At 56.9% G+C, this 19,424-nt stretch carries 18 protein-coding genes; 15 read left to right on the top strand and 3 right to left on the bottom strand.

What is annotated here, in order from left to right; translation table 11 throughout:
* Positions 1-44 precede the first annotated feature (44 nt).
* From aroB to PHX60_RS06225, 7 genes are all read left to right on the top strand, one after another.
* The gene (gene aroB, locus PHX60_RS06255) at positions 45-1,190 is read left to right on the top strand and encodes a 3-dehydroquinate synthase (protein WP_300075908.1); all 1,146 of its coding nucleotides are present in this window, start codon (positions 45-47) and stop codon (positions 1,188-1,190) included.
* Positions 1,191-1,236: 46 nt separating this feature from the next.
* A complete protein-coding gene (locus tag PHX60_RS06250) occupies positions 1,237-1,884 on the top strand; it encodes a hypothetical protein (protein WP_300075905.1) in 648 nt (215 codons plus the stop codon).
* Positions 1,885-1,976: 92 nt separating this feature from the next.
* Positions 1,977-2,537: a DUF1415 domain-containing protein gene (locus tag PHX60_RS06245; protein ID WP_300075996.1), complete on the top strand. Its 561-nt coding sequence runs from the start codon at positions 1,977-1,979 to the stop codon at positions 2,535-2,537.
* Positions 2,534-3,406, top strand: a complete 873-nt coding sequence (locus PHX60_RS06240) for an SAM-dependent methyltransferase (protein WP_300075903.1) — start codon at positions 2,534-2,536, stop codon at positions 3,404-3,406. Before PHX60_RS06245 ends, PHX60_RS06240 begins: the two co-directional genes overlap by 4 nt.
* Before the next feature lie 44 nt (positions 3,407-3,450).
* On the top strand, positions 3,451-4,182 hold the full coding sequence (locus PHX60_RS06235; protein ID WP_300075901.1) for a transposase: 732 nt from the start codon (positions 3,451-3,453) through the stop codon (positions 4,180-4,182).
* Between the two features lie 163 nt (positions 4,183-4,345).
* Entirely contained in the window at positions 4,346-9,073 is a 4,728-nt protein-coding gene (locus PHX60_RS06230) for a glutamate synthase-related protein (RefSeq protein WP_300075899.1), read from the top strand.
* Between the two features lie 45 nt (positions 9,074-9,118).
* Positions 9,119-10,597 (top strand): glutamate synthase subunit beta, encoded by a 1,479-nt coding sequence (locus PHX60_RS06225; RefSeq protein WP_300075897.1) that lies wholly within the window; start codon positions 9,119-9,121, stop codon positions 10,595-10,597.
* A 68-nt stretch (positions 10,598-10,665) separates the two neighbouring features.
* Here the strand turns inward: PHX60_RS06225 and PHX60_RS06220 are convergent, their stop codons facing one another.
* Together PHX60_RS06220 and PHX60_RS06215 are read right to left on the bottom strand one after the other, a co-directional pair.
* Positions 10,666-11,091: a phosphate ABC transporter substrate-binding protein gene (locus PHX60_RS06220; protein ID WP_300075895.1), complete on the bottom strand. Its 426-nt coding sequence runs from the start codon at positions 11,089-11,091 to the stop codon at positions 10,666-10,668.
* A gap of 10 nt (positions 11,092-11,101) precedes the next feature.
* Positions 11,102-12,451 carry a hypothetical protein gene (locus PHX60_RS06215; protein ID WP_300075893.1) on the bottom strand — a complete coding sequence of 450 codons (1,350 nt, stop codon included), beginning with the start codon at positions 12,449-12,451 and terminating at the stop codon, positions 11,102-11,104.
* A gap of 231 nt (positions 12,452-12,682) precedes the next feature.
* Here PHX60_RS06215 and PHX60_RS06210 point away from each other — a divergent pair, with 231 nt between their 5' ends.
* The 4 genes from PHX60_RS06210 (at position 12,683) to PHX60_RS06195 (ending at position 15,881) form a co-directional block, all read left to right on the top strand.
* Positions 12,683-13,132 carry a cache domain-containing protein gene (locus tag PHX60_RS06210; protein ID WP_300075891.1) on the top strand — a complete coding sequence of 150 codons (450 nt, stop codon included), beginning with the start codon at positions 12,683-12,685 and terminating at the stop codon, positions 13,130-13,132.
* A 140-nt stretch (positions 13,133-13,272) separates the two neighbouring features.
* Positions 13,273-14,862 (top strand): methyl-accepting chemotaxis protein, encoded by a 1,590-nt coding sequence (locus tag PHX60_RS06205; RefSeq protein WP_300075890.1) that lies wholly within the window; start codon positions 13,273-13,275, stop codon positions 14,860-14,862.
* 175 nt (positions 14,863-15,037) lie between these two features.
* Positions 15,038-15,433: a lysozyme inhibitor LprI family protein gene (locus tag PHX60_RS06200; protein ID WP_300075888.1), complete on the top strand. Its 396-nt coding sequence runs from the start codon at positions 15,038-15,040 to the stop codon at positions 15,431-15,433.
* A gap of 37 nt (positions 15,434-15,470) precedes the next feature.
* A complete protein-coding gene (locus tag PHX60_RS06195; protein ID WP_300075886.1) occupies positions 15,471-15,881 on the top strand; it encodes a lysozyme inhibitor LprI family protein in 411 nt (136 codons plus the stop codon).
* A gap of 49 nt (positions 15,882-15,930) precedes the next feature.
* Here PHX60_RS06195 and speD read toward each other — a convergent pair whose 3' ends face one another.
* Complete coding sequence (speD, locus tag PHX60_RS06190) at positions 15,931-16,341, bottom strand: adenosylmethionine decarboxylase (protein ID WP_300075884.1); 411 nt, start codon at positions 16,339-16,341, stop codon at positions 15,931-15,933.
* Positions 16,342-16,484: 143 nt separating this feature from the next.
* Between speD and PHX60_RS06185 the strand changes: the two genes are divergently transcribed.
* From PHX60_RS06185 to PHX60_RS06170, 4 genes are read left to right on the top strand one after another with little or no spacing between them, the layout of a single operon-like run.
* A complete protein-coding gene (locus tag PHX60_RS06185; RefSeq protein ID WP_300075882.1) occupies positions 16,485-17,327 on the top strand; it encodes an ABC transporter ATP-binding protein in 843 nt (280 codons plus the stop codon).
* Positions 17,324-18,106 carry a lipid asymmetry maintenance ABC transporter permease subunit MlaE gene (gene mlaE / locus PHX60_RS06180; RefSeq protein WP_300075880.1) on the top strand — a complete coding sequence of 261 codons (783 nt, stop codon included), beginning with the start codon at positions 17,324-17,326 and terminating at the stop codon, positions 18,104-18,106. Before PHX60_RS06185 ends, mlaE begins: the two co-directional genes overlap by 4 nt.
* Positions 18,107-18,121: 15 nt before the next feature.
* Positions 18,122-18,610, top strand: coding sequence for an outer membrane lipid asymmetry maintenance protein MlaD (mlaD, locus tag PHX60_RS06175; RefSeq protein WP_300075878.1), 489 nt, complete (start codon positions 18,122-18,124; stop codon positions 18,608-18,610).
* Positions 18,607-19,380 (top strand): VacJ family lipoprotein, encoded by a 774-nt coding sequence (locus tag PHX60_RS06170; RefSeq protein ID WP_300075876.1) that lies wholly within the window; start codon positions 18,607-18,609, stop codon positions 19,378-19,380. Before mlaD ends, PHX60_RS06170 begins: the two co-directional genes overlap by 4 nt.
* Positions 19,381-19,424: the final 44 nt, after the last annotated feature.

Raw genomic sequence — 19,424 nt, 5'->3', positions numbered from 1 at the left:
GTGAGGGGGCAGGGCAGGCCGCTCTGGCCTACACTTGGCTAACCATGCAAGTAGCCAATCCTTCCTCCTCCTCCTCTCCCCTCTCTGTTCATGCTGGCGTGCAGCAAGTATCGATTGCTTTGGCCGAGCGCAGTTATGCCATTGCCATTGGCTCCGGCCTGCTGGATGCGCCCAATTTTTATGCCCAACTCCCCAAGGCTGCCAGCGCCCTGATAGTGAGCAACACCACCGTGGCCCCTTTGTATGCAGAACGTTTGCGCGCCGTGTTGCAGCAACGTTATGCCCAAGTCCATTTGGTGGCCTTGCCCGATGGCGAAGCATACAAAACTTGGCAATCCCTCAATTTGATTTTTGATGCTCTGCTCGGCCACGGCTGCGACCGCAAAACCGTGCTGTTTGCCTTGGGCGGCGGTGTGGTAGGCGATATGACGGGTTTTGCTGCCGCCAGCTACATGCGCGGCGTGCCGTTTGTGCAGGTGCCCACGACCTTGTTGGCACAAGTCGATTCGTCGGTGGGCGGCAAAACCGCCATCAACCACCCGCTGGGTAAAAACATGATTGGTGCGTTTTACCAACCCCAGCTGGTGCTGTGCGATTTGTCCACCCTCAACACCTTGCCCGTGCGCGAACTTAGCGCCGGTTTGGCCGAAGTGATTAAATATGGCCCCATTGCCGATATGGCTTTCATGGATTGGCTAGAAACCCATATCGATGCTTTATTGGCGCGCGATGTGCCAGCACTGGCCCATGCAGTGCGCCGCAGTTGCGAGATTAAAGCCTGGGTGGTAGGCCAAGATGAGCGCGAATCCGGTCTGCGCGCTATCCTCAATTTTGGGCATACTTTTGGCCATGCGATAGAAGCTGGTATGGGCTATGGCGCTTGGTTGCACGGCGAGGCCGTGGGCGCAGGCATGGTGATGGCAGCAGAGTTGTCTTGCCGTTTGGGGCTGGTGGATGCCGCCTTGGTGGCGCGCCTCACGGCTTTGGTACAGCGCGCGGGTTTGCCGGTACGTGGCCCGGTGCTGGATGCGGCGGACAACGCCGGGCGCTACCTAGAGTTAATGCGCGTGGACAAAAAAGCCGAAGGCGGTGAAATTCGCTTTGTGCTGATAGATGGCCCCGGCCAAGCCGTGGTGCGCGCTGCCCCCGATGCCTTGGTGCGCCAAGTGATAGATGCCTGCTGTGCCTAACAGCGCGGCCAGTGCTGAAAATCCCCCCCTAAATACAACAACGGCCATGAGCTTTTTAAACCAATTAAAATCCCAAGCCAACGCGGTGCAAAGCCAGCGCGAGCAGCAAACCCAAGGCGTAGAGCAAAATACCCAAGCCACCGAGTTGGCTTGCAAAGAAGCCTGGCGCTATCTGCAAGAGTTGGCCCCGCAACTCAATGTGCTGCTGCCCGATGGGCCGGTGCTGTTCTTAGCGAGCAAAACCGCTTGGCCAGCTATGCAGTTGGTAGAGTTTCGCGCCGATGCACGCCAAAAGAAACTGCGCGACCGCGATGTGTTTGATTACATTGCCATCGGTTGGAAACTGCAGCCCAAACCGGGCGGCAACCGCAGTGGCACCATCACGGTTAATTTTCCGCCCGATTTGCAGCGCGTAGAGGCGAATTTGCGTGGCGCAGGTGTGCCGCACGAACGCCACGACATTCGCCACCCGGAAAAAAACACCCTGCAAGCCTACCGCTTCGACTACCAAACCGAAGCGCGTGGCTATGTCACCATCACCCCCAACCACGACCAAGGCATGGTGGCGTTCCGCTTGGTGACGGTGTCGGGCTTTGGCGTGCAAGACACGGTCTGGCCTGCCGCCAAGGTGACCGTGGGTTTAATGGATGAGCTGGCCAAATTGCTGGTGCAGCAGCCAAGTCGTTTTCTTTAACAAGGCTGCTGATGTCTGATATTGCTGATACTACCAATACGGCTGTTTCTTCTACCGATGCGGCTGCCCGCGATGCCATCGTGGTGCAAGACATGGTGCGCTGGCTAGAGCGCGCCGTGATTGGGCTTAATTTGTGCCCGTTTGCCAAGGGCGTACACGTTAAAGGGCAAATCCATTATGCCGTCAGCCATGCCACCGATGGGCGCGGTGTGTTGCAAGATTTACAGCGCGAGTTAGAAGCACTGGCCGAAGCCTCGCCCGAGAAGCGCGACACTACGCTGCTGATGTTGCCAGACTGCATGGAAGATTTTTTAGACTTTAATGATTTTCTGGAGTTGGCCGACGAGATGCTGGATGTGCTGGATTTGGGCGGCATTTTGCAAATTGCCAGCTTTCACCCACAGTTTCAGTTTGACGGCACCGAAGTTGATGATATTACCAACGCCACCAATCGCGCACCTTACCCGACTTTGCATTTAATCCGCGAAGAGAGTTTAGATGCGGCAGTCGAAGCCTTCCCAGAGGCCGAAATGATTTATGAGCGCAATATGGAAGTATTGCGCCAATTAGGCCCAGAGGGTTGGAAAGCCTTGGATGTGGGCGCACGCTGCCCAGTGCCGCACGGCCAGCCCAGCGATAAAGGTCCAGCATGAGCAAAAAGCCACCAGCAGACAAGCAGCGCGCCGCCGAGGCAGCGGTATTGCAAGAACTGCGCCCCGGCCAGTCGGTCGAGTTGCTCAAAGCATTGCACATCCTGACGCGCGAGGGCAAACTCAACCAAGACTCGCGGCGCAAACTCAAGCAGGTCTATCACCTGTTTCAGTTGGTAGAGCCGCTGTTGCAAGATTTGTCCAAAGACGGTCACGCACCCACCTTGGCTGACCACGGCGCGGGTAAATCTTATTTGGGTTTTATCCTCTACGATTTGTATTTCAAGCCACTGGGGCGCGGCCATATTTACGGCATAGAGTGGCGTGCCGAGTTGGTAGAAAAGTCTGGCCAATTAGCGCAGCACTTGGGTTTTGAGCGCATGGCGTTTTTGAACCTGTCGGTAGCCGATAGCACCGAGGCCGCAGAGTTGCCCGAGCGCATCGACATGGTCACGGCCTTGCACGCTTGCGATACCGCCACCGATGATGCGATTGCCTTTGGCCTGCAAAAGAAGGCCAAAGCGATGGTGTTGGTGCCTTGCTGTCAGGCCGAAGTGGCGGCTTGTTTGCGCCAAGGCAAAGCGCTGCAATTGGCACGCACACCCTTGGCCGAATTGTGGCGGCACCCACTGCACACGCGCGAGTTGGGCAGCCAAATCACCAATGTGCTGCGCTGTCTGCACCTAGAGGCCAGCGGCTACCAAGTCACGGTGACGGAGCTGGTGGGTTGGGAACACAGCATGAAAAACGAGCTGATTATGGCGCGCTATACCGGGCAAAAAAAGCGCAGTGCCGCCGAGCGCCTGCGTGCTATTTTGCAAGAGTTTGGCTTAGAACAAGCACTGGGGGCGCGGTTTGGCTTGAGCGCGTGAAATAATCGGGGTCAGATTCCCATTGTTTCATTTTTGAGCTGATTATGGCCCGCTTACCCCGTCTGACCCTGCCCGATTATCCGCACCACCTGATCCAGCGCGGCAACAACCGCCAACCGATTTTTATCGACCCGCAAGATTTTGAGCGCATGTTGGCCTTGCTGGCCGAACAAGCGCGGCAATGGGGCGTGGCTTTGCACGCCTATGTGCTGATGGATAACCATTTCCACCTGCTGGCCACGCCCACCACGGCCGAAGCCCTGCCCAAAATGATGCAAGCGGTGGGGCGCAGTTATGTGCGCTACTTCAATCAGCGCCACAACCGCACTGGCACCCTTTGGGAGGGGCGTTACCGTAGCACACTGATAGAGTCGGAACGCTATTTGCTTGCCTGCATGGCCTATATAGATTTGAACCCAGTGCGTGCGGGCAGGGTGGCGCAGGTGTCCGATTGGCCTTGGTCTAGTCACAACCATTACACAGGGCTGCGCCAAGATAAGTTGGTCACGGCGCACGCCTTGTATTGGTTGCTGGGCAACACCCCGTTTGCGCGCGAAGCGGCCTACCGTGATGTGGTGCAGGCGGGCTTGGATGCCGATACGCAGGCTGCCCTGACCGATGCTGCACTCAAGGGTTGGGCCTTGGGGGGCGCAGATTTTGTAGCGCAATTGCAAAAAAAATCGCAACGGCGTATCACCAAAGCCAAGCCGGGACGGCCTCGGCGCGTGCCAGTGGCCAGCGTAGCAGCAGGGGAGGTTATCACGCCTGCAACCTAGAGAAATAAAGTGTTGTTGCTATGCTTTTTGATGTGTCCCCAAATAAATAAAAGCTGTTGTTTTTTGTAAATAATTGGAATCTGACCCCAATTAAAGTGCTTGCATGATTTTGCTGCATTGCACTAATCTATACATCCCTGCAAAAATAACGAGGAATGCGCCCATGACCACGGCTGCCGAAATCCAGCATCTGCAACAACACGGTTTGTATTCATCGGCCCAAGAGCACGATGCCTGCGGCCTGGGCTTTGTGGCCCACATCAAGGGCATCAAGCGCCACGACATCGTGACCCAAGCCCTCAAAATCTTGGAAAACATTGACCACCGGGGTGCCGTAGGTGCCGACCCGCTGATGGGCGATGGCGCGGGTATCCTGATTCAAATTCCAGACCAGCTTTACCGCGAAGAAATGGCCAAGCAAGGCGTAACCTTGCCGCCAGCGGGTGAATACGGTGTCGGCATGATTTTCTTGCCCAAAGAACACGCCAGCCGTTTGGCCTGCGAGCAAGAGATGGAACGCGCCATCAAGGCCGAAGGCCAAGTGTTGTTGGGCTGGCGCGATGTGCCCGTCAACCGCGATATGCCGATGTCGCCCACGGTGCGCGACAAAGAGCCGCTGTTGCGCCAAGTCTTTATTGGGCGCGGTAACGATGTCATCGTGCAAGATGCCCTAGAGCGCAAACTCTACGTGATTCGCAAAACCGCCAGCGCTGCCATCCAAGCGCTGCAATTGCAGCACAGCAAAGAATATTACGTGCCCAGCATGAGCAGCCGCACCGTGGTCTATAAGGGCCTGTTGCTGGCCGACCAAGTGGGGGTGTATTACAAAGATTTGGCCGATGAGCGTTGCGTCTCGGCCATCGGTTTGGTGCATCAGCGCTTTTCTACCAACACCTTCCCCGAGTGGCCGCTGGCCCACCCCTACCGTTATGTGGCACACAACGGTGAAATCAACACCGTGCGCGGCAACTACAACTGGATGTTGGCGCGTGAAGGTGTCATGGCCTCGCCGGTGCTGGCGCAAGACCTGCAAAAACTCTACCCCATCAGCTTTGCTGGCCAGTCCGACACCGCCACCTTTGACAACTGCCTAGAGCTGCTGACGATGGCCGGTTACCCTATCAGCCAAGCGGTGATGATGATGATTCCCGAGCCCTGGGAACAGCACGAGTGCATGGACGAGCGCCGCCGCGCCTTCTACGAATACCATGCCGCCATGATGGAGCCGTGGGACGGCCCAGCTTCTATCGTCTTTACCGATGGCCGCCAAATTGGTGCCACGCTAGACCGCAATGGCCTGCGCCCTTCGCGTTTTTGCATCACCGACGATGATTTGGTGATTTTGGGTTCTGAAGCCGGTGTATTGCCGGTGCCTGATGGCAAAATCGTGCGTAAATGGCGCTTGCAACCCGGCAAAATGTTGCTGATTGATTTAGAGCAAGGCCGCTTGATTGAAGACGAGGAGCTTAAAGCCAACATCGTCAACACCAAGCCCTACAAGCAGTGGATTGAAAACCTGCGTATCAAGCTCGATACCTTGCCTGCCCCAGCAGACGTGCCGTCCGCTGCTTCGGATTTGGCACTGCTAGAGCGCCAACAAGCGTTCGGCTTTACCCAAGAAGACATCAAATTTTTGCTGGCCCCGATGGCCCAGAATGGCGAAGAAGCCACTGGCTCAATGGGCAACGATAGCCCGCTGGCGGTGTTGTCAGACAAAAACAAGCCACTCTACAACTACTTCCGCCAGATGTTCGCGCAAGTGACGAACCCGCCGATTGACCCCATCCGCGAGGCCATCGTCATGTCGCTCAACAGCTTCATTGGCCCCAAGCCCAACCTGCTGGACATCAACCAAGTCAATCCGCCCATGCGCTTGGAAGTGAGCCAGCCGGTGCTGGACTTTGCGGGCATGGCCAAGCTGCGCGACATCGAGCAATACACGCACGGCAAGTTCAAGAGCGCCACCATCGACATCACTTACCCGCTGGACTGGGGCAAGCAAGGCGTAGAGGCCAAGTTGGCCTCGCTGTGCGCCCAAGCGGTGGACGAAATCAAGGGCGGTGCCAACATCCTCATCATCAGCGACCGCAAGTTGTCGGCCACCCAAGTGGCGATTCCGGCCTTGCTGGCGCTGTCGGCCATCCACCAACATTTGGTGCGTGCTGGCCTGCGTACCAGCGCTGGCTTGGTGGTAGAAACCGGCACCGCGCGCGAAGTGCATCACTTTGCCGTGCTGGCAGGTTATGGTGCCGAAGCCGTCCATCCCTATTTGGCGATGGAAACGCTGGCTGAGATGCACAAAGCGTTGGGCGGCGATTTGTCGGCAGACAAGGCCATTTACAACTATGTCAAGGCGATTGGCAAAGGCTTGTCCAAAATCATGTCCAAAATGGGCGTGTCCACCTACATGAGCTACTGTGGCGCACAGTTGTTCGAGGCCGTGGGCGTGAACAGCGAGACGGTGGACAAATACTTCACTGGCACCGCCAGCCGTGTTGAGGGCATTGGCATCTTTGAAATTGCCGAAGAAGCCATTCGCACCCACCGCGCTGCCTTTGGCAATGACCCGGTGCTGGCCACTATGCTGGATGCGGGCGGCGAATACGCTTGGCGCGCCCGTGGTGAAGAACACATGTGGACCCCCGATGCGATTGCCAAATTGCAGCACTCCACCCGCTCGGGCAACTTCAGCACCTACAAAGAATACGCCCAAATCATCAACGACCAAACCAAGCGCCACATGACGCTGCGTGGTCTGTTTGAGTTCAAGTTTGACCCCACCAAAGCCATTCCAGTGGAAGAAGTGGAACCGGCCACTGAAATCGTCAAGCGCTTTGCCACCGGGGCCATGTCCTTGGGTTCGATTTCTACCGAAGCCCACGCTACTTTGGCTGTGGCCATGAACCGCATTGGTGCCAAGAGCAACACCGGCGAAGGCGGCGAAGACCCAAAACGTTACCGCAACGAACTCAAAGGCATCCCGATTCAGCAAGGCGAAACTTTGGCCTCCATCATTGGGGCTGACAAGGTAGAGTCCGACATTCAACTGCAAGCCGGTGACAGCCTGCGCTCCAAAATCAAGCAGGTGGCTTCGGGGCGTTTTGGTGTGACGGCAGAGTACCTGTCCTCGTCCGACCAAGTGCAAATCAAAATGGCCCAAGGGGCCAAGCCCGGCGAAGGCGGCCAGTTGCCCGGCGGTAAGGTGTCGGATTACATTGGTTTCTTGCGCCATTCGGTGCCCGGCGTCGGTTTGATTTCGCCGCCACCGCACCACGACATCTACTCGATTGAAGATTTGGCCCAGCTGATTCACGACTTGAAAAACGTGGCTCCGCACGCCGACATCTCGGTCAAGTTGGTATCTGAAGTGGGCGTGGGCACGGTGGCCGCGGGTGTAGCCAAGTGCAAGAGCGACCATGTAGTGATTGCTGGTCACGACGGTGGCACGGGTGCTTCGCCCTGGTCGTCCATCAAGCACGCCGGTGGCCCGTGGGAAATCGGTCTGGCCGAAACCCAACAAACCTTGGTGCTGAACCGCCTGCGTAGCCGCATCCGTGTGCAAGCCGACGGCCAAATGAAGACTGGCCGCGACGTGGTGATTGGTGCCTTGCTGGGTGCAGATGAATTTGGCTTCGCTACGGCTCCGCTGGTGGTAGAAGGCTGCATCATGATGCGTAAATGCCACCTGAACACCTGCCCGGTGGGTGTGGCGACGCAAGACCCCGTGCTGCGTAAAAAGTTTACCGGCAAGCCTGAGCATGTGGTCAATTACTTCTTCTTTATTGCCGAAGAAGTGCGCCAGCTCATGGCCCAACTGGGTATCCGCAAGTTTGATGACCTGATTGGCCGCGTGGACTTACTCGACACGCGCAAAGGCATCGAGCATTGGAAGGCGCAGGGCTTGGACTTCTCGCGCCTGTTTGTTGCCCCCAGCGTGCCCGCTGATGTGCCACGCTACCACACTACCAAGCAAGACCATTTGCTAGAAAAAGCCTTGGACGTGAAGCTGATTGAGCGCTGCAAGCCCGCGATTGAGCAAGGCGAGCCAGTGCGTATCATGGAAGTGGCGCGCAACGTCAACCGCTCTGTGGGGGCCATGTTGTCCGGTGCTGTCACCAAGGCACACCCCGAAGGCTTACCCGATGACACCATCCGCATCCACTTTGAAGGGACCGGCGGCCAGTCCTTCGCGGCCTTCCTGTGCAAGGGCATTACCCTGAACCTGACCGGCGAAGCCAACGATTACACCGGCAAAGGCTTGTCGGGTGGCAGGGTGGTGGTACGCCCCAGCCACGAGTTCCGGGGCGAAGCCGTGCGTAACACCATCGTCGGTAATACCGTGATGTTTGGTGCTACCACGGGCGAAGCCTTCTTCAGCGGCGTGGCCGGTGAGCGTTTTGCCGTGCGTCTGTCGGGTGCTACGGCAGTCGTCGAAGGTGTGGGCGACCACGGCTGCGAATACATGACCGGCGGCACGGTGGTGGTGTTGGGCAAAACCGGGCGCAACTTTGCTGCTGGTATGAGCGGTGGTATCGCCTACGTTTATGACGAAGACGGCCAATTTGCCCAGCGCTGCAACAAAGCCTCGGTCAAGCTAGACAAAGTGCTGCCGCACGAAGAGTTTGTCGCCAGCGTCAGCCCCGGCATCTGGCACAAGGGCCAAAGCGATGACCAATTGCTGCGTAGCTTGGTCGAGGCGCACAGCCGCTGGACAGGCTCGCAACGCGCTCGCGATCTGCTGGATCACTGGGCGGCTGCGCGTGCCAAGTTTGTCAAGGTGTTCCCCACCGAGTACCAACGCGCTTTGGGCGAAATTTATGCCCGTAGCGCCCAGCAAGCACCCGCCGCCAGCGCACCCGCTGCTCCAGCCGCCGCAGTAGCCGCCAAGTAAGCGCCCTGCCTTTCACGCGAACACAGATTCAAGGACAGATTCATCATGGGAAAGACCACTGGCTTCTTAGAATACGAGCGCATCGAAGAGGGCTACCTGCCCGTGTCCGAGCGTATCAAGAACTATAAAGAGTTCGTCATTGCCCTGACACCGGAACAAGCCAAAGTGCAAGGCGCACGCTGCATGGACTGCGGCACGCCGTTTTGCAACAACGGTTGCCCGGTCAACAACATCATTCCAGACTTCAATGATTTGGTGTACCACGGCGATTGGAAAAACGCCATCGAGGTGCTGCACAGCACCAACAACTTCCCCGAGTTCACAGGCCGCATCTGCCCCGCCCCGTGCGAGGCCGCTTGCGTGGTCAATATCAACGCTGCGCCTATCGGCATCAAGAGTATTGAGCACGCCATCATCGACAAAGCCTGGGAGAATGGCTGGGTGCAGCCGCAACCCGCCGCGCAAAAAACCGGCAAAAAAGTGGCTGTGGTGGGGGCTGGCCCTGCCGGTATGGCCGCTGCACAGCAACTGGCCCGTGTGGGTCACGATGTGACTTTGTTCGAGAAGAACGACCGTATCGGTGGCCTGCTGCGCTATGGCATCCCCGATTTCAAGCTGGAAAAGTCGCACATTGACCGCCGCGCCAAACAACTAGAAGCCGAAGGCGTGACCATCCGCACCAGCGTGCTGGTGGCCGACCCGAAAGAAGGTTTGGGCAAAGGCAGCAAAGTCACCAACTGGGCCAAAGAGACCATCAGCCCGGCGCAACTGCAAGCCGAGTTTGATGCCGTGCTGCTCACCGGCGGTGCTGAACAATCGCGCGATTTGCCCGTGCCGGGCCGCGACTTGGACGGCATCCACTTTGCGATGGAGTTCTTGCCGCAGCAAAACAAAGTCAATGGCGGTGACAAGCTCAAAGGCCAACTGCGCGCCGATGGCAAGCATGTGATTGTGATTGGCGGTGGCGACACCGGCAGCGACTGTGTTGGCACCAGCAACCGCCACGGCGCGGCCAGCGTGACCCAATTTGAAGTCATGCCCATGCCACCCGAGCAAGAAAACAAACCACTGGTGTGGCCTTATTGGCCGCTCAAGCTGCGTACCAGCTCCAGCCACGACGAAGGTTGCGTGCGCGAGTTTGCTATTTCTACCAAAGAGTTTGTGGGCGAAAAGGGCAAGGTCAAAGGCTTAACCACGGTGCAAGTCGAGTTCAAAGACGGCAAATTGCTAGAAATTGCAGGCACCGAAAAGCACTACCCGGCCGATTTGGTGTTGCTGGCAATGGGCTTTGTCAGTCCGGTAGCAGCGGTGTTGGATGCCTTTGGCATTGACAAAGATGCGCGCGGCAACGCCCGCGCCAGCACCGAAGACCAAGGCGGCTACGCCACCAATGTGCCCAAGGTGTTTGCGGCCGGTGATATTCGCCGGGGTCAATCTTTGGTGGTGTGGGCGATTCGTGAGGGCCGCCAAGCGGCGCGTGCCGTCGATAGCTTTTTGATGGGCCAATCGAGCTTGCCGCGTTAAGCCGCTACACCCTCCGGCCTACCTTAGCCGCCAGTGCTTGCTTAGGCAAGTGTTGGCAGCTTTTTTGCTTATTCGTTGGGTTGCAAGACGATTTTGGCCGTGCCCAAGGCACTTTTCTTGTCGATGTAGCCAATCGCTCCCGGCGTAGTCTGAACGGCTTTGCTCACATCGTCGGCAGTGGCAAACTCTTTGGGGGCAAAACCCATGCCCGTAAACGCCTGACGCGCCCAATAGGCGCGCATTTGCCCCGGACTGCGCCCTGTAATTTTGCTGTAAAACTCGGTGCGTAGCGGGGAGCCTTCTTTGATGTCGATGGGCTGTATCGCCTTGCCATCGGGCCAAGTCTGAATTTGCTTGAGAAAAATTTGCGTAACCTGATGGGTATCTATTTTTTCTATGGCCACGCTTGGGTTGGCGATAACCACCAAGGCGCTTTGTGCCCAGGCACCAGAAGCCATCCAGCAGCTTAATAATGCAATGTGAAGGTGTTTCATCGCTGTGTCCTTAGAAAATGAAGTCGAACACCACAGAAACCAGATGCACTTTGTTGTTGATGGGTAAGGTGCTGGTGGCCAACCCGCCAGCACGGTAGGGGCTTGGGGTTTTGATGAGGTCGTATTGCAGCTTGAGGGCCATGTCTTTTTGCACATCCCAGCGCATCCCTACACTGGCTGAGCGCATAGAAAAATCAGCAAACTGGGCGGCTTCGGAGAATGCTCCTTGTAGTTGGGCCAGCCCCATATCCAGCTGCGGATGCAGGCCCGTGGGGCCTAAGGCATTGGTATTGAAGATAGGATTGGAGCGGCGCTGGTACGCCAGCTCAATATAGGGCGTGATATTGCCGATGCTACGGCCCACCGTGACGCTGTAACTGTTGTATTTGCCAATCATGGCCGATTGCGAATCAAAACCTACCCAGCCGCCCATAACTGACCAGTTGTCAAAATTGGCGTTAAAGCCCAAGCTGGTGTAAATGGGCTGGTTATCAAACGGATTGGCATAGCTGGCGATTTCACTGGCCTTGCTGGCCAGACTGGCCCGCACTGGTGTTGGCAGCACCGGCGTTGCTGCCAACGCTGCCAAGCCGCCAGCGGCCTGCTGCAAGCCAGCGTTCATTTGCTCCACCTGCCGCGACGATTGCACGGCGTATTTGCCGACCCAGGTTCTGGAAGCACGCAAAGAGACATTCGACAGCATATAAGTCAGGGCAAAGCCTCGGATGTCTCTGAGTTTGGTATCGCCTTGGATTAAGGGAAATTTTTGCTGGGTATTGCTCTCGCCTGCATACACATTGAGCAGCCAGCCCGCATTGCCGCTGCTGTGGTGCCATTGCACATCAATGCCGTCAATCGCTGCTACGTTGTTGCTAATCCAATATACCGGCAGCGGTTTGCGCGCCGTGAGGTTGGCATAGCCAATTTCGGTCACATCGGCATCAAAGTACAAGGCGCTGCGGTAGCGGCCCAAGCGCACCGACGTATTTTGGCCAAATTGCTGGCGCACATAACCCATACGTACTTGGGGCTTCATGCCCTCTCCGGCGCGGCCCACGGCTTGCAGCACCAACGAGGTGTCATCGGCCGCCTGCCAATTGAGTTGCGCCCCTAATACGCTGTCCAAGTTTTCAGAAAACCCGTCATGGGCGGGTGACTCTTGCCCAAACGACGAAATGACACCTACGTCGCGGTTGTTGTGGTGGGTCAGTCCCAGCGTGCCAAAGCCAGAAAATTTCAGCCTTCTGGCGGTAGCTCCCTCATCTGCTTCGGCTTGGGCCGATGTGCAGGCAAGCAGCGCGAAGAGCAAGCCGCCCAGTGGACGGCCTATTTTGAGTGGATGGGGCAATGGATTTTTCATAGGTTTTTAAGTTTTGGGCATAGTACATTTTTTAGCTACAAAAATCGCTATTAATTTGGCACAGACTGCACGGTGCAGGTGCAGTCGTCAAGTTCCAGACAGGCCGCAGTGGGATACTGCGGAGTCTGTAAGCTGTTCGGCTTGTCATGGCTGTGTCGTGCAATGGGCACAAGATAGCGTGCAAAACGGCAGCGTCTGAAACCAAGAAAAGGATAAATTTCTGTGAAAACTATGCTCAAGCATGTAGCAGTGGGTGTCACTGCCCTCACTCTGGCCTTCAGTGCTGTTGCTTCGGAAAAAGGGACTGCCGATGAGGCGATGGCAATGGTCAAGAAGGGGGTTGCACTCATCAAGTCCAGTGGGCCAGAAAAGGCGTTTGCCGAATTCAACAACCCCAAGGGCGCTTTTGTGCAAAAAGACCTGTATGTCATGTGCTACGACATGCTAGGCAATAATAAATGCCACGGTTCCAACGCCAAGCTGATTGGCAAAAACTTGCTCGAAATCAAAGACGCTGATGGCAAGTTCATCGTTAAAGGCTTTATTGACACCGCGCAAAAAAGCGGCAAAGGCTGGGTCGATTACAAGTGGCCCAACGCTATCACCAAAGTGGTCGAACCCAAATCCACCTATGTTGAAAAAGTCGATGATGTGCTGATTGGTGTCGGCATCTATAAGTAACGCGCCCTAGTCTCTTAGTGCCTAGTGCTGCCCGTGCGCGCGGTGCCAGCGCTTTCTTGCCTCTGCTGGTTGAGGGCAGTGGCCTCTGGGCAGTTTCCACCGCTGACTGCTGCCTTTCTTTCTTAGCGAAACTTTTTCCTATGAAAATCAGTGACCTGCGTATCGGTACGCGCCTCAAAATCGGCTTTGGCATTGTCTTGGCTCTGCTCATTGCCGTGGTGGTATTGGTCAACATCAGCACCGCGCGCAACGAGCAGCAGTTGTTTGACGGGCTGGAGCTGGCCAGCGCCAAAGTGCAATGGACGACCACCATGAAATCCGAGCAACTCGAAGCAGTGGTGGCCATTCGCAGTATTGGCTTGCATTCTGAAGTCAGTGAGATGAACAAAGAAGAGGCGCGGCTCAAAGAGCATAGCCAGCTGTACGCCCAAGCGCGCCAAAAGTTAATTGATTTGGGCACCAGCGAAGAAGAAAAAGCTATTTTTGCCCGTATGGCCGAGTTAGAAAAAGGTTTGGCTGGCCTGCGCGCCGATGCCATCGGTCAGGCGCTGGCCTTCAATACAGAGGGTGTGGCCCAGATTCTGTCCAAACAGATAGATCCGCTGTTTCGGCAGTTGCTGGCCGAAATCAACAAATTGGTTGAGTTACACCAGGCCGCCGAGCAGCAGGTGCGCGCACAGGCGCGAGCCGCCAGCCAGCGCCTGAGCTGGACGCTGTACTTGGCCGCTATCGTGGCGGTGCTGGTGGGCAGTGTGCTGGCTTGGGCCACCACGCGCAGCATCACCCGCCCACTGCGCGAGGCGGTGGCCGTGGCGCGCCATGTGGCCAGCGGTGATTTGACGATGGACATTGCCGTCGAATCGCAAGACGAAACCGGCCAGCTGATGCAGGCTCTGAAAGACATGAACGCCAGTTTGCTGCACACGGTGCAGCAAGTTCGCATCGGCACCGATACCATCGCCACAGCATCGAGCCAAATTGCCGCTGGCAACTTGGAGCTGTCTGCGCGCACCGAGCAGCAGGCTACATCGCTAGAAGAAACCGCGGCCTCGATGGATACCCTGACCGGCACCGTCAAGCAAAATGCCGACAATGCGCGCCAAGCCAATCAATTAGCGCAATCGGCCTCGCAGGTGGCTACCCAAGGCGGCGAGGTGGTGGCGCAGGTGGTGGACACCATGCGCTCTATCAACACTTCGTCGAAAAAGATTGTTGACATCATCAGCGTGATTGATGGGATTGCCTTTCAAACCAATATCTTGGCCCTCAATGCGGCGGTAGAGGCAGCGCGCGCGGGCGAGCAAGGGCGGGGTTTTGCCGTGGTGGCCTCTGAGGTGCGTAGTTTGGCCGGGCGCAGTGCCGAGGCCGCCAAAGAAATCAAAGCCTTGATTAGCGACTCGGTGGACAAGGTAGAAAACGGCAGCCATTTGGTAGAACAAGCTGGCCAAACGATGGAGCAAATTGTGGCCAGCATCAGCCGCGTGACCGACATCATGAGCGAGATTACCGCCGCCAGCACCGAACAAAGTGCCGGCATCGACCAAGTGCATTTAGCCATCGAGCAAATGGAAGTGGCCACACAGCAAAATGCCGCGATGGTGGAGCAAGCCGCCACCGCAGCTGAATCTTTGCACAGCCAAGCGGATGCTTTAACCCAAGTGGTGAGTGTGTTTCATTTGGGGGAGCGCCAAAGCCAATTTCCTGCCCTGACCAGGTCAACTACCACCTGAAGGTCGGAACTTACGGGCAGAGCCGCAAGGCCCAGCCGTGGTGAAAAGCCTTGCACTCATTTCTGTCAACCGGGCTATTAAACGGACGTGAGCAGGTTCGGCCCAAAGCAAGGAGCGCTAGGCGTTCCGCGCTCTACCTCCTTGACATGAATGCCGAGGTTTCACGCGCAAACTAATGAAACCCCTTTTCCTCCACATTACCCTTGCTTTGGCCGCCGCCATGCCTTTGGCGGCCAGCGCCCAAGACAGCAATCTGTCTAAAAAATTCAGCGCTTGCATGGACAAGTCCGGTGGTGTCACGATAGAAATGATGGACTGCACCGACGCAGAACTCAAACGCCAAGATGCCCGCTTAAACAAAGCCTATAAGACGCTGATGGCATCTGACCAAACCCCTGAGCGTAAAAAACAACTCCAAGCCACCCAACGGGTCTGGATAAAGTTTCGCGATTTAAACTGTGACTTTTACCACGACCCCGACGGGGGCACCAGTGCCGCGGTCAATGCCAGTGATTGCACGATGCGGATGACCGCCGAGCGTGCCAAAGAGCTTGAAAATTTCATTGAGTGACCGTCTGAAGCCCCATCCAGCCTTAAAAGGCAAGTCCATGAAACCCTTGCTCCTTCAAATCACCCTGATTTTTGCCGCCGCTCTGCCTTTGGCAGCCAGCGCCCAAGAAAGCAATCTGTCACAAAAATTCGACGCTTGTATGCACAAGGCCGATAGTGACCGGACAGAAATCGATAAATGTGTCAGCGCAGAACTCAAACGCCAGGATGTCCGCTTAAACGAGGCCTATAAGACCATCATAAAAATGGATAATAACCCTGAGAATAAAAAGGAACTCCAAGCCGTCCAACGTACCTGGATACGGTTTCGCGACTTAAACTGTGAGCTTTATCCCATTACCTATGCGGGCAATCTTGACCTCAGTATCGTGGGTAGCACTGAGTGCAAGATGAACGTGACCGCCGACCGCGTTAAAGCGCTCGAATACTTGGTCAACCACGCCAATTAGACTTGCACGCAAACCACCTGCATCTGTCCTGATGCCAGGGCAGGTTGGTTCAACGGCGCTCTACCCGGTGCAGCCGGGCATCGCGCGCAGCAAAGGCTTGCTGCAAGGTATGGAAGAGCTGCTCGGCCTTGTGCCGGTTGTCGCTAGAGTAGTTGCACACATAGACATCCAGCGTGACATAGGCCGCCTCGGGCCAAGTGTGGATGCACAGGTGGGACTCGGCCAGCACCACCACGCCCGTCACGCCGCCTTGCGCGCCAAAAAGATGAAACAAGCACCCCACCGCCGTCAGTTCAGCCGCCTGCACGCTGGCTTGGCAAAAATTTTGCAAAAAATCGGCATCGTGCATCAGGCGCAGGTCACCTTGGCAGCCATGCAGGTCGGCCATCAGGTGCAGGCCGCTGGTGGCTGGGCTGGGGGGGCGTGCAGCAGGCACAATAGAAGCGGGTGCAGCAAACATGAAAAACCTTTGCCGTAGCCGGGCGCAGGGGCGAAGCAAAGAGCAGCATCATAGCCAACAAGCTGCTGCTGCACCGATAAAACCTAATGCCATACAAGGCCAGCCGTTAGCGCCTATGATTACGGCTTGCGTTGTGCTGTTTCATGCTTTCATCTTCCCCTATTTCTTCTGTTGCCCCGTTTGTCGAGCTGCGCGATGTGCATTTCAGCTATGGCGAGCGACCCATTTTGCGTGGCCTGTCCTTGGCAGTGCCGCGTGGCAAAGTCACGGCCATCATGGGGGCTTCGGGGGGCGGCAAAACCACGGTGCTGCGCTTGGTGGGTGGCCAGCAACAAGCCCAGCAAGGGCAGGTGCTGTTCGATGGCCAAGATGTGGGCCAGATGGACACTGCTGCCCTGTATGCAGCCCGCCGCCGCATGGGCATGTTGTTCCAGTTTGGGGCCTTGTTTACCGACATGACGGTGTTTGACAATGTGGCTTTTCCACTGCGCGAACACACCAATTTACCGCCAGCCTTGATTCGGGATATTGTGCTGATGAAGTTGCACGCGGTAGGCTTGCGCGGTGCGCGCGATTTGCTGCCCGCACAAATTTCGGGCGGTATGGCGCGGCGCGTGGCGCTGGCGCGCTCCATCGCCCTGGACCCCGAATTGGTGATGTACGACGAGCCTTTTGCCGGTTTAGACCCCATTTCCCTCGGCACGGCGGCGCAGTTGATTCGCCAGCTCAATGATGCGATGGGCCTGACCACCATCATCGTCTCGCACGATGTAGAAATCACCTTCCAAATTGCCGACCATGTGGTGATTTTGGGGCCGGGCACGATTGCCGCCCAAGGCACCCCGGAGCAGGTGCGCCACAGCACTGACCCGCTGGTACACCAGTTTGTCCATGCCCTGCCCACTGGGCCGGTGCCGTTCCACTATCCGGGGCCAGATGCGGCGCAAGATTTTGGCCCCATTGGCCCCAGTGGAGGCCGCGCATGAGTTGGTACCGTCCTGCCGATGTGGGCTTGGCGGCGCGCCGCCAGCTGGCCGATATAGGCCAAGCGGCACGACTGTTTGGCCGTTTGTTGCAATGGTTGCCCGCCAGTTTGACCCGATTCGGCTTGGTGCGCGACCAAGTGCATTTCTTGGGCAACTATTCACTCGCCATTATTGCGGTATCGGGCTTGTTTGTGGGTTTTGTCATGGCCTTGCAGGGTTACTACACCTTGCAAGATTTTGGCTCCACCGAGGCTTTAGGCCAGTTGGTGGCGCTTAGTTTGCTGCGCGAACTCGGGCCGGTGATTACCGCGCTGCTGTTTGCTGGGCGTGCGGGCACTTCGCTCACGGCAGAAATTGGCCTGATGCGCGCCGGGGAGCAGCTCAGCGCAATGGAGATGATGGCCGTGGACCCCGTGCAGCGCATTTTGGCCCCGCGTTTTTGGGGCGGTGTGATTGCCATGCCGGTGCTATCGCTGGTGTTCAATGCGGTGGGTGTAGTGGGTGGCTGGGCGGTGGCCGTGCCCATGCTGGGGCTAGATGCGGGCGCGTTTTGGAGCCAAATGCAGGGCGGCGTGGATGTATTCAGCGACTTGGGTAACAGCGTGGTCAAAAGTGTGGCTTTTGGCATCACCGTCACCTTTGTGGCCTTGCTGCAAGGCTATACCGCCAAGCCCACCCCCGAAGGGGTATCGCGCGCCACCACGCGCACCGTGGTGATGGCCTCGTTGGCGGTGTTGGGCTTGGATTTTGTCCTGACAGCCGCCATGTTCAGTATCTAAGCAAAGAAGTCTCGAATGCAGCAATCCAAAAACGATGTCTGGGTCGGTCTGTTTGTCATGTTGGGGGCCGTGGCGCTGGTGTTTCTGGCTTTGCAATCGGCCAACCTGCTCTCGCTCAACTTTGAATCGGGCTACCGCGTGACCGCCCGTTTTGACAACATTGGTGGCCTCAAGCCCCAAGCGGCAGTGCGTAGCGCTGGCGTGGTGGTGGGCCGGGTAGAGTCGATTACCTTTAACGATAAAACTTTTCAGGCCGAAGTGGCTCTGACACTGCAAAAACGTTACCACTTTCCCAAAGACAGCTCGCTCAAAATTTTGACCAGTGGCTTGCTGGGCGAGCAGTACATCGGCATTGAAGCCGGGGCCGATGAAGCCAATTTGGCCCACGACGATGTAGTGACGGCCACCCAATCGGCTATGGTATTAGAAAATCTGATTGGCCAATTTTTATTCAGCAAGGCCGCAGAATCGACTCCGGCCAGCACAGGCAGTGCCCAACCATGACCCCCTCTTTTTTGATGAAGCCTTTTTGTTCTCCACGCCTTGGCACAGCCTTGGCGTTGTCTGCTTTGGTGTTGGCGGGCTGTGCCAGTGCGCCCTCGGCACATCCACAAGACCCGTTTGAATCGTACAACCGCAGCATGAGCCGCTTTAATGACGCGGTAGATGAGGCCGTGCTGAAACCCGTGGCCACCGGCTACCAGCAAGCGGTGCCCGAACTGGCGCGCCGGGGTGTGAGCAACTTTTTTGCCAATCTGGGCGATGCTTGGTCGTTTGTCAACAACACCCTGCAATGGCGTGGCGAGGCCGCCATGAGCAGCTTTTTCCGCTTTGGTATCAATACCGTGTTTGGTTTGGGCGGTGTGTTGGATATTGCCACCGAAATGCGCCTAGAGCGACACAAACAAGATTTTGGCCTGACTTTGGGTCGCTGGGGCGTGCCGCCCGGCCCCTATTTGGTGTTGCCCTTGCTGGGGCCATCGACGGTGCGCGATACCTTGGCTTGGCCGGTCGATAGCCAAGGCAATCTACTCAAAGGGGTGGATGACATCCCCAGCCGCAACAGCCTGTATGCCCTGCGCTTGGTGGATACCCGCGCCAATTTTTTGCGCGCTGGCGAGATGCTTGACGGTGCTGCTTTAGACAAATACAGCTTTAGCCGCGATGTGTTTTTGCGCGTGCGTAGCCAGCGGGCCGGTATCGACCGCGATATGGACCGCAGTGCCGCAGACGAGGCTGCCGATGGCAGTTTGCCGCCTGAGCCTGAACAATAAACCGAATAAGCCCTATAAGCCCTATAAGCCAACCCGCTAGTCCC

The organism is Giesbergeria sp., assembly GCF_028686475.1.
GTDB lineage: Bacteria > Pseudomonadota > Gammaproteobacteria > Burkholderiales > Burkholderiaceae_C > Simplicispira.
Note: the sequence above shows the minus strand (reverse complement) of the source record. Positions and strands in the feature narration are given on the sequence as shown.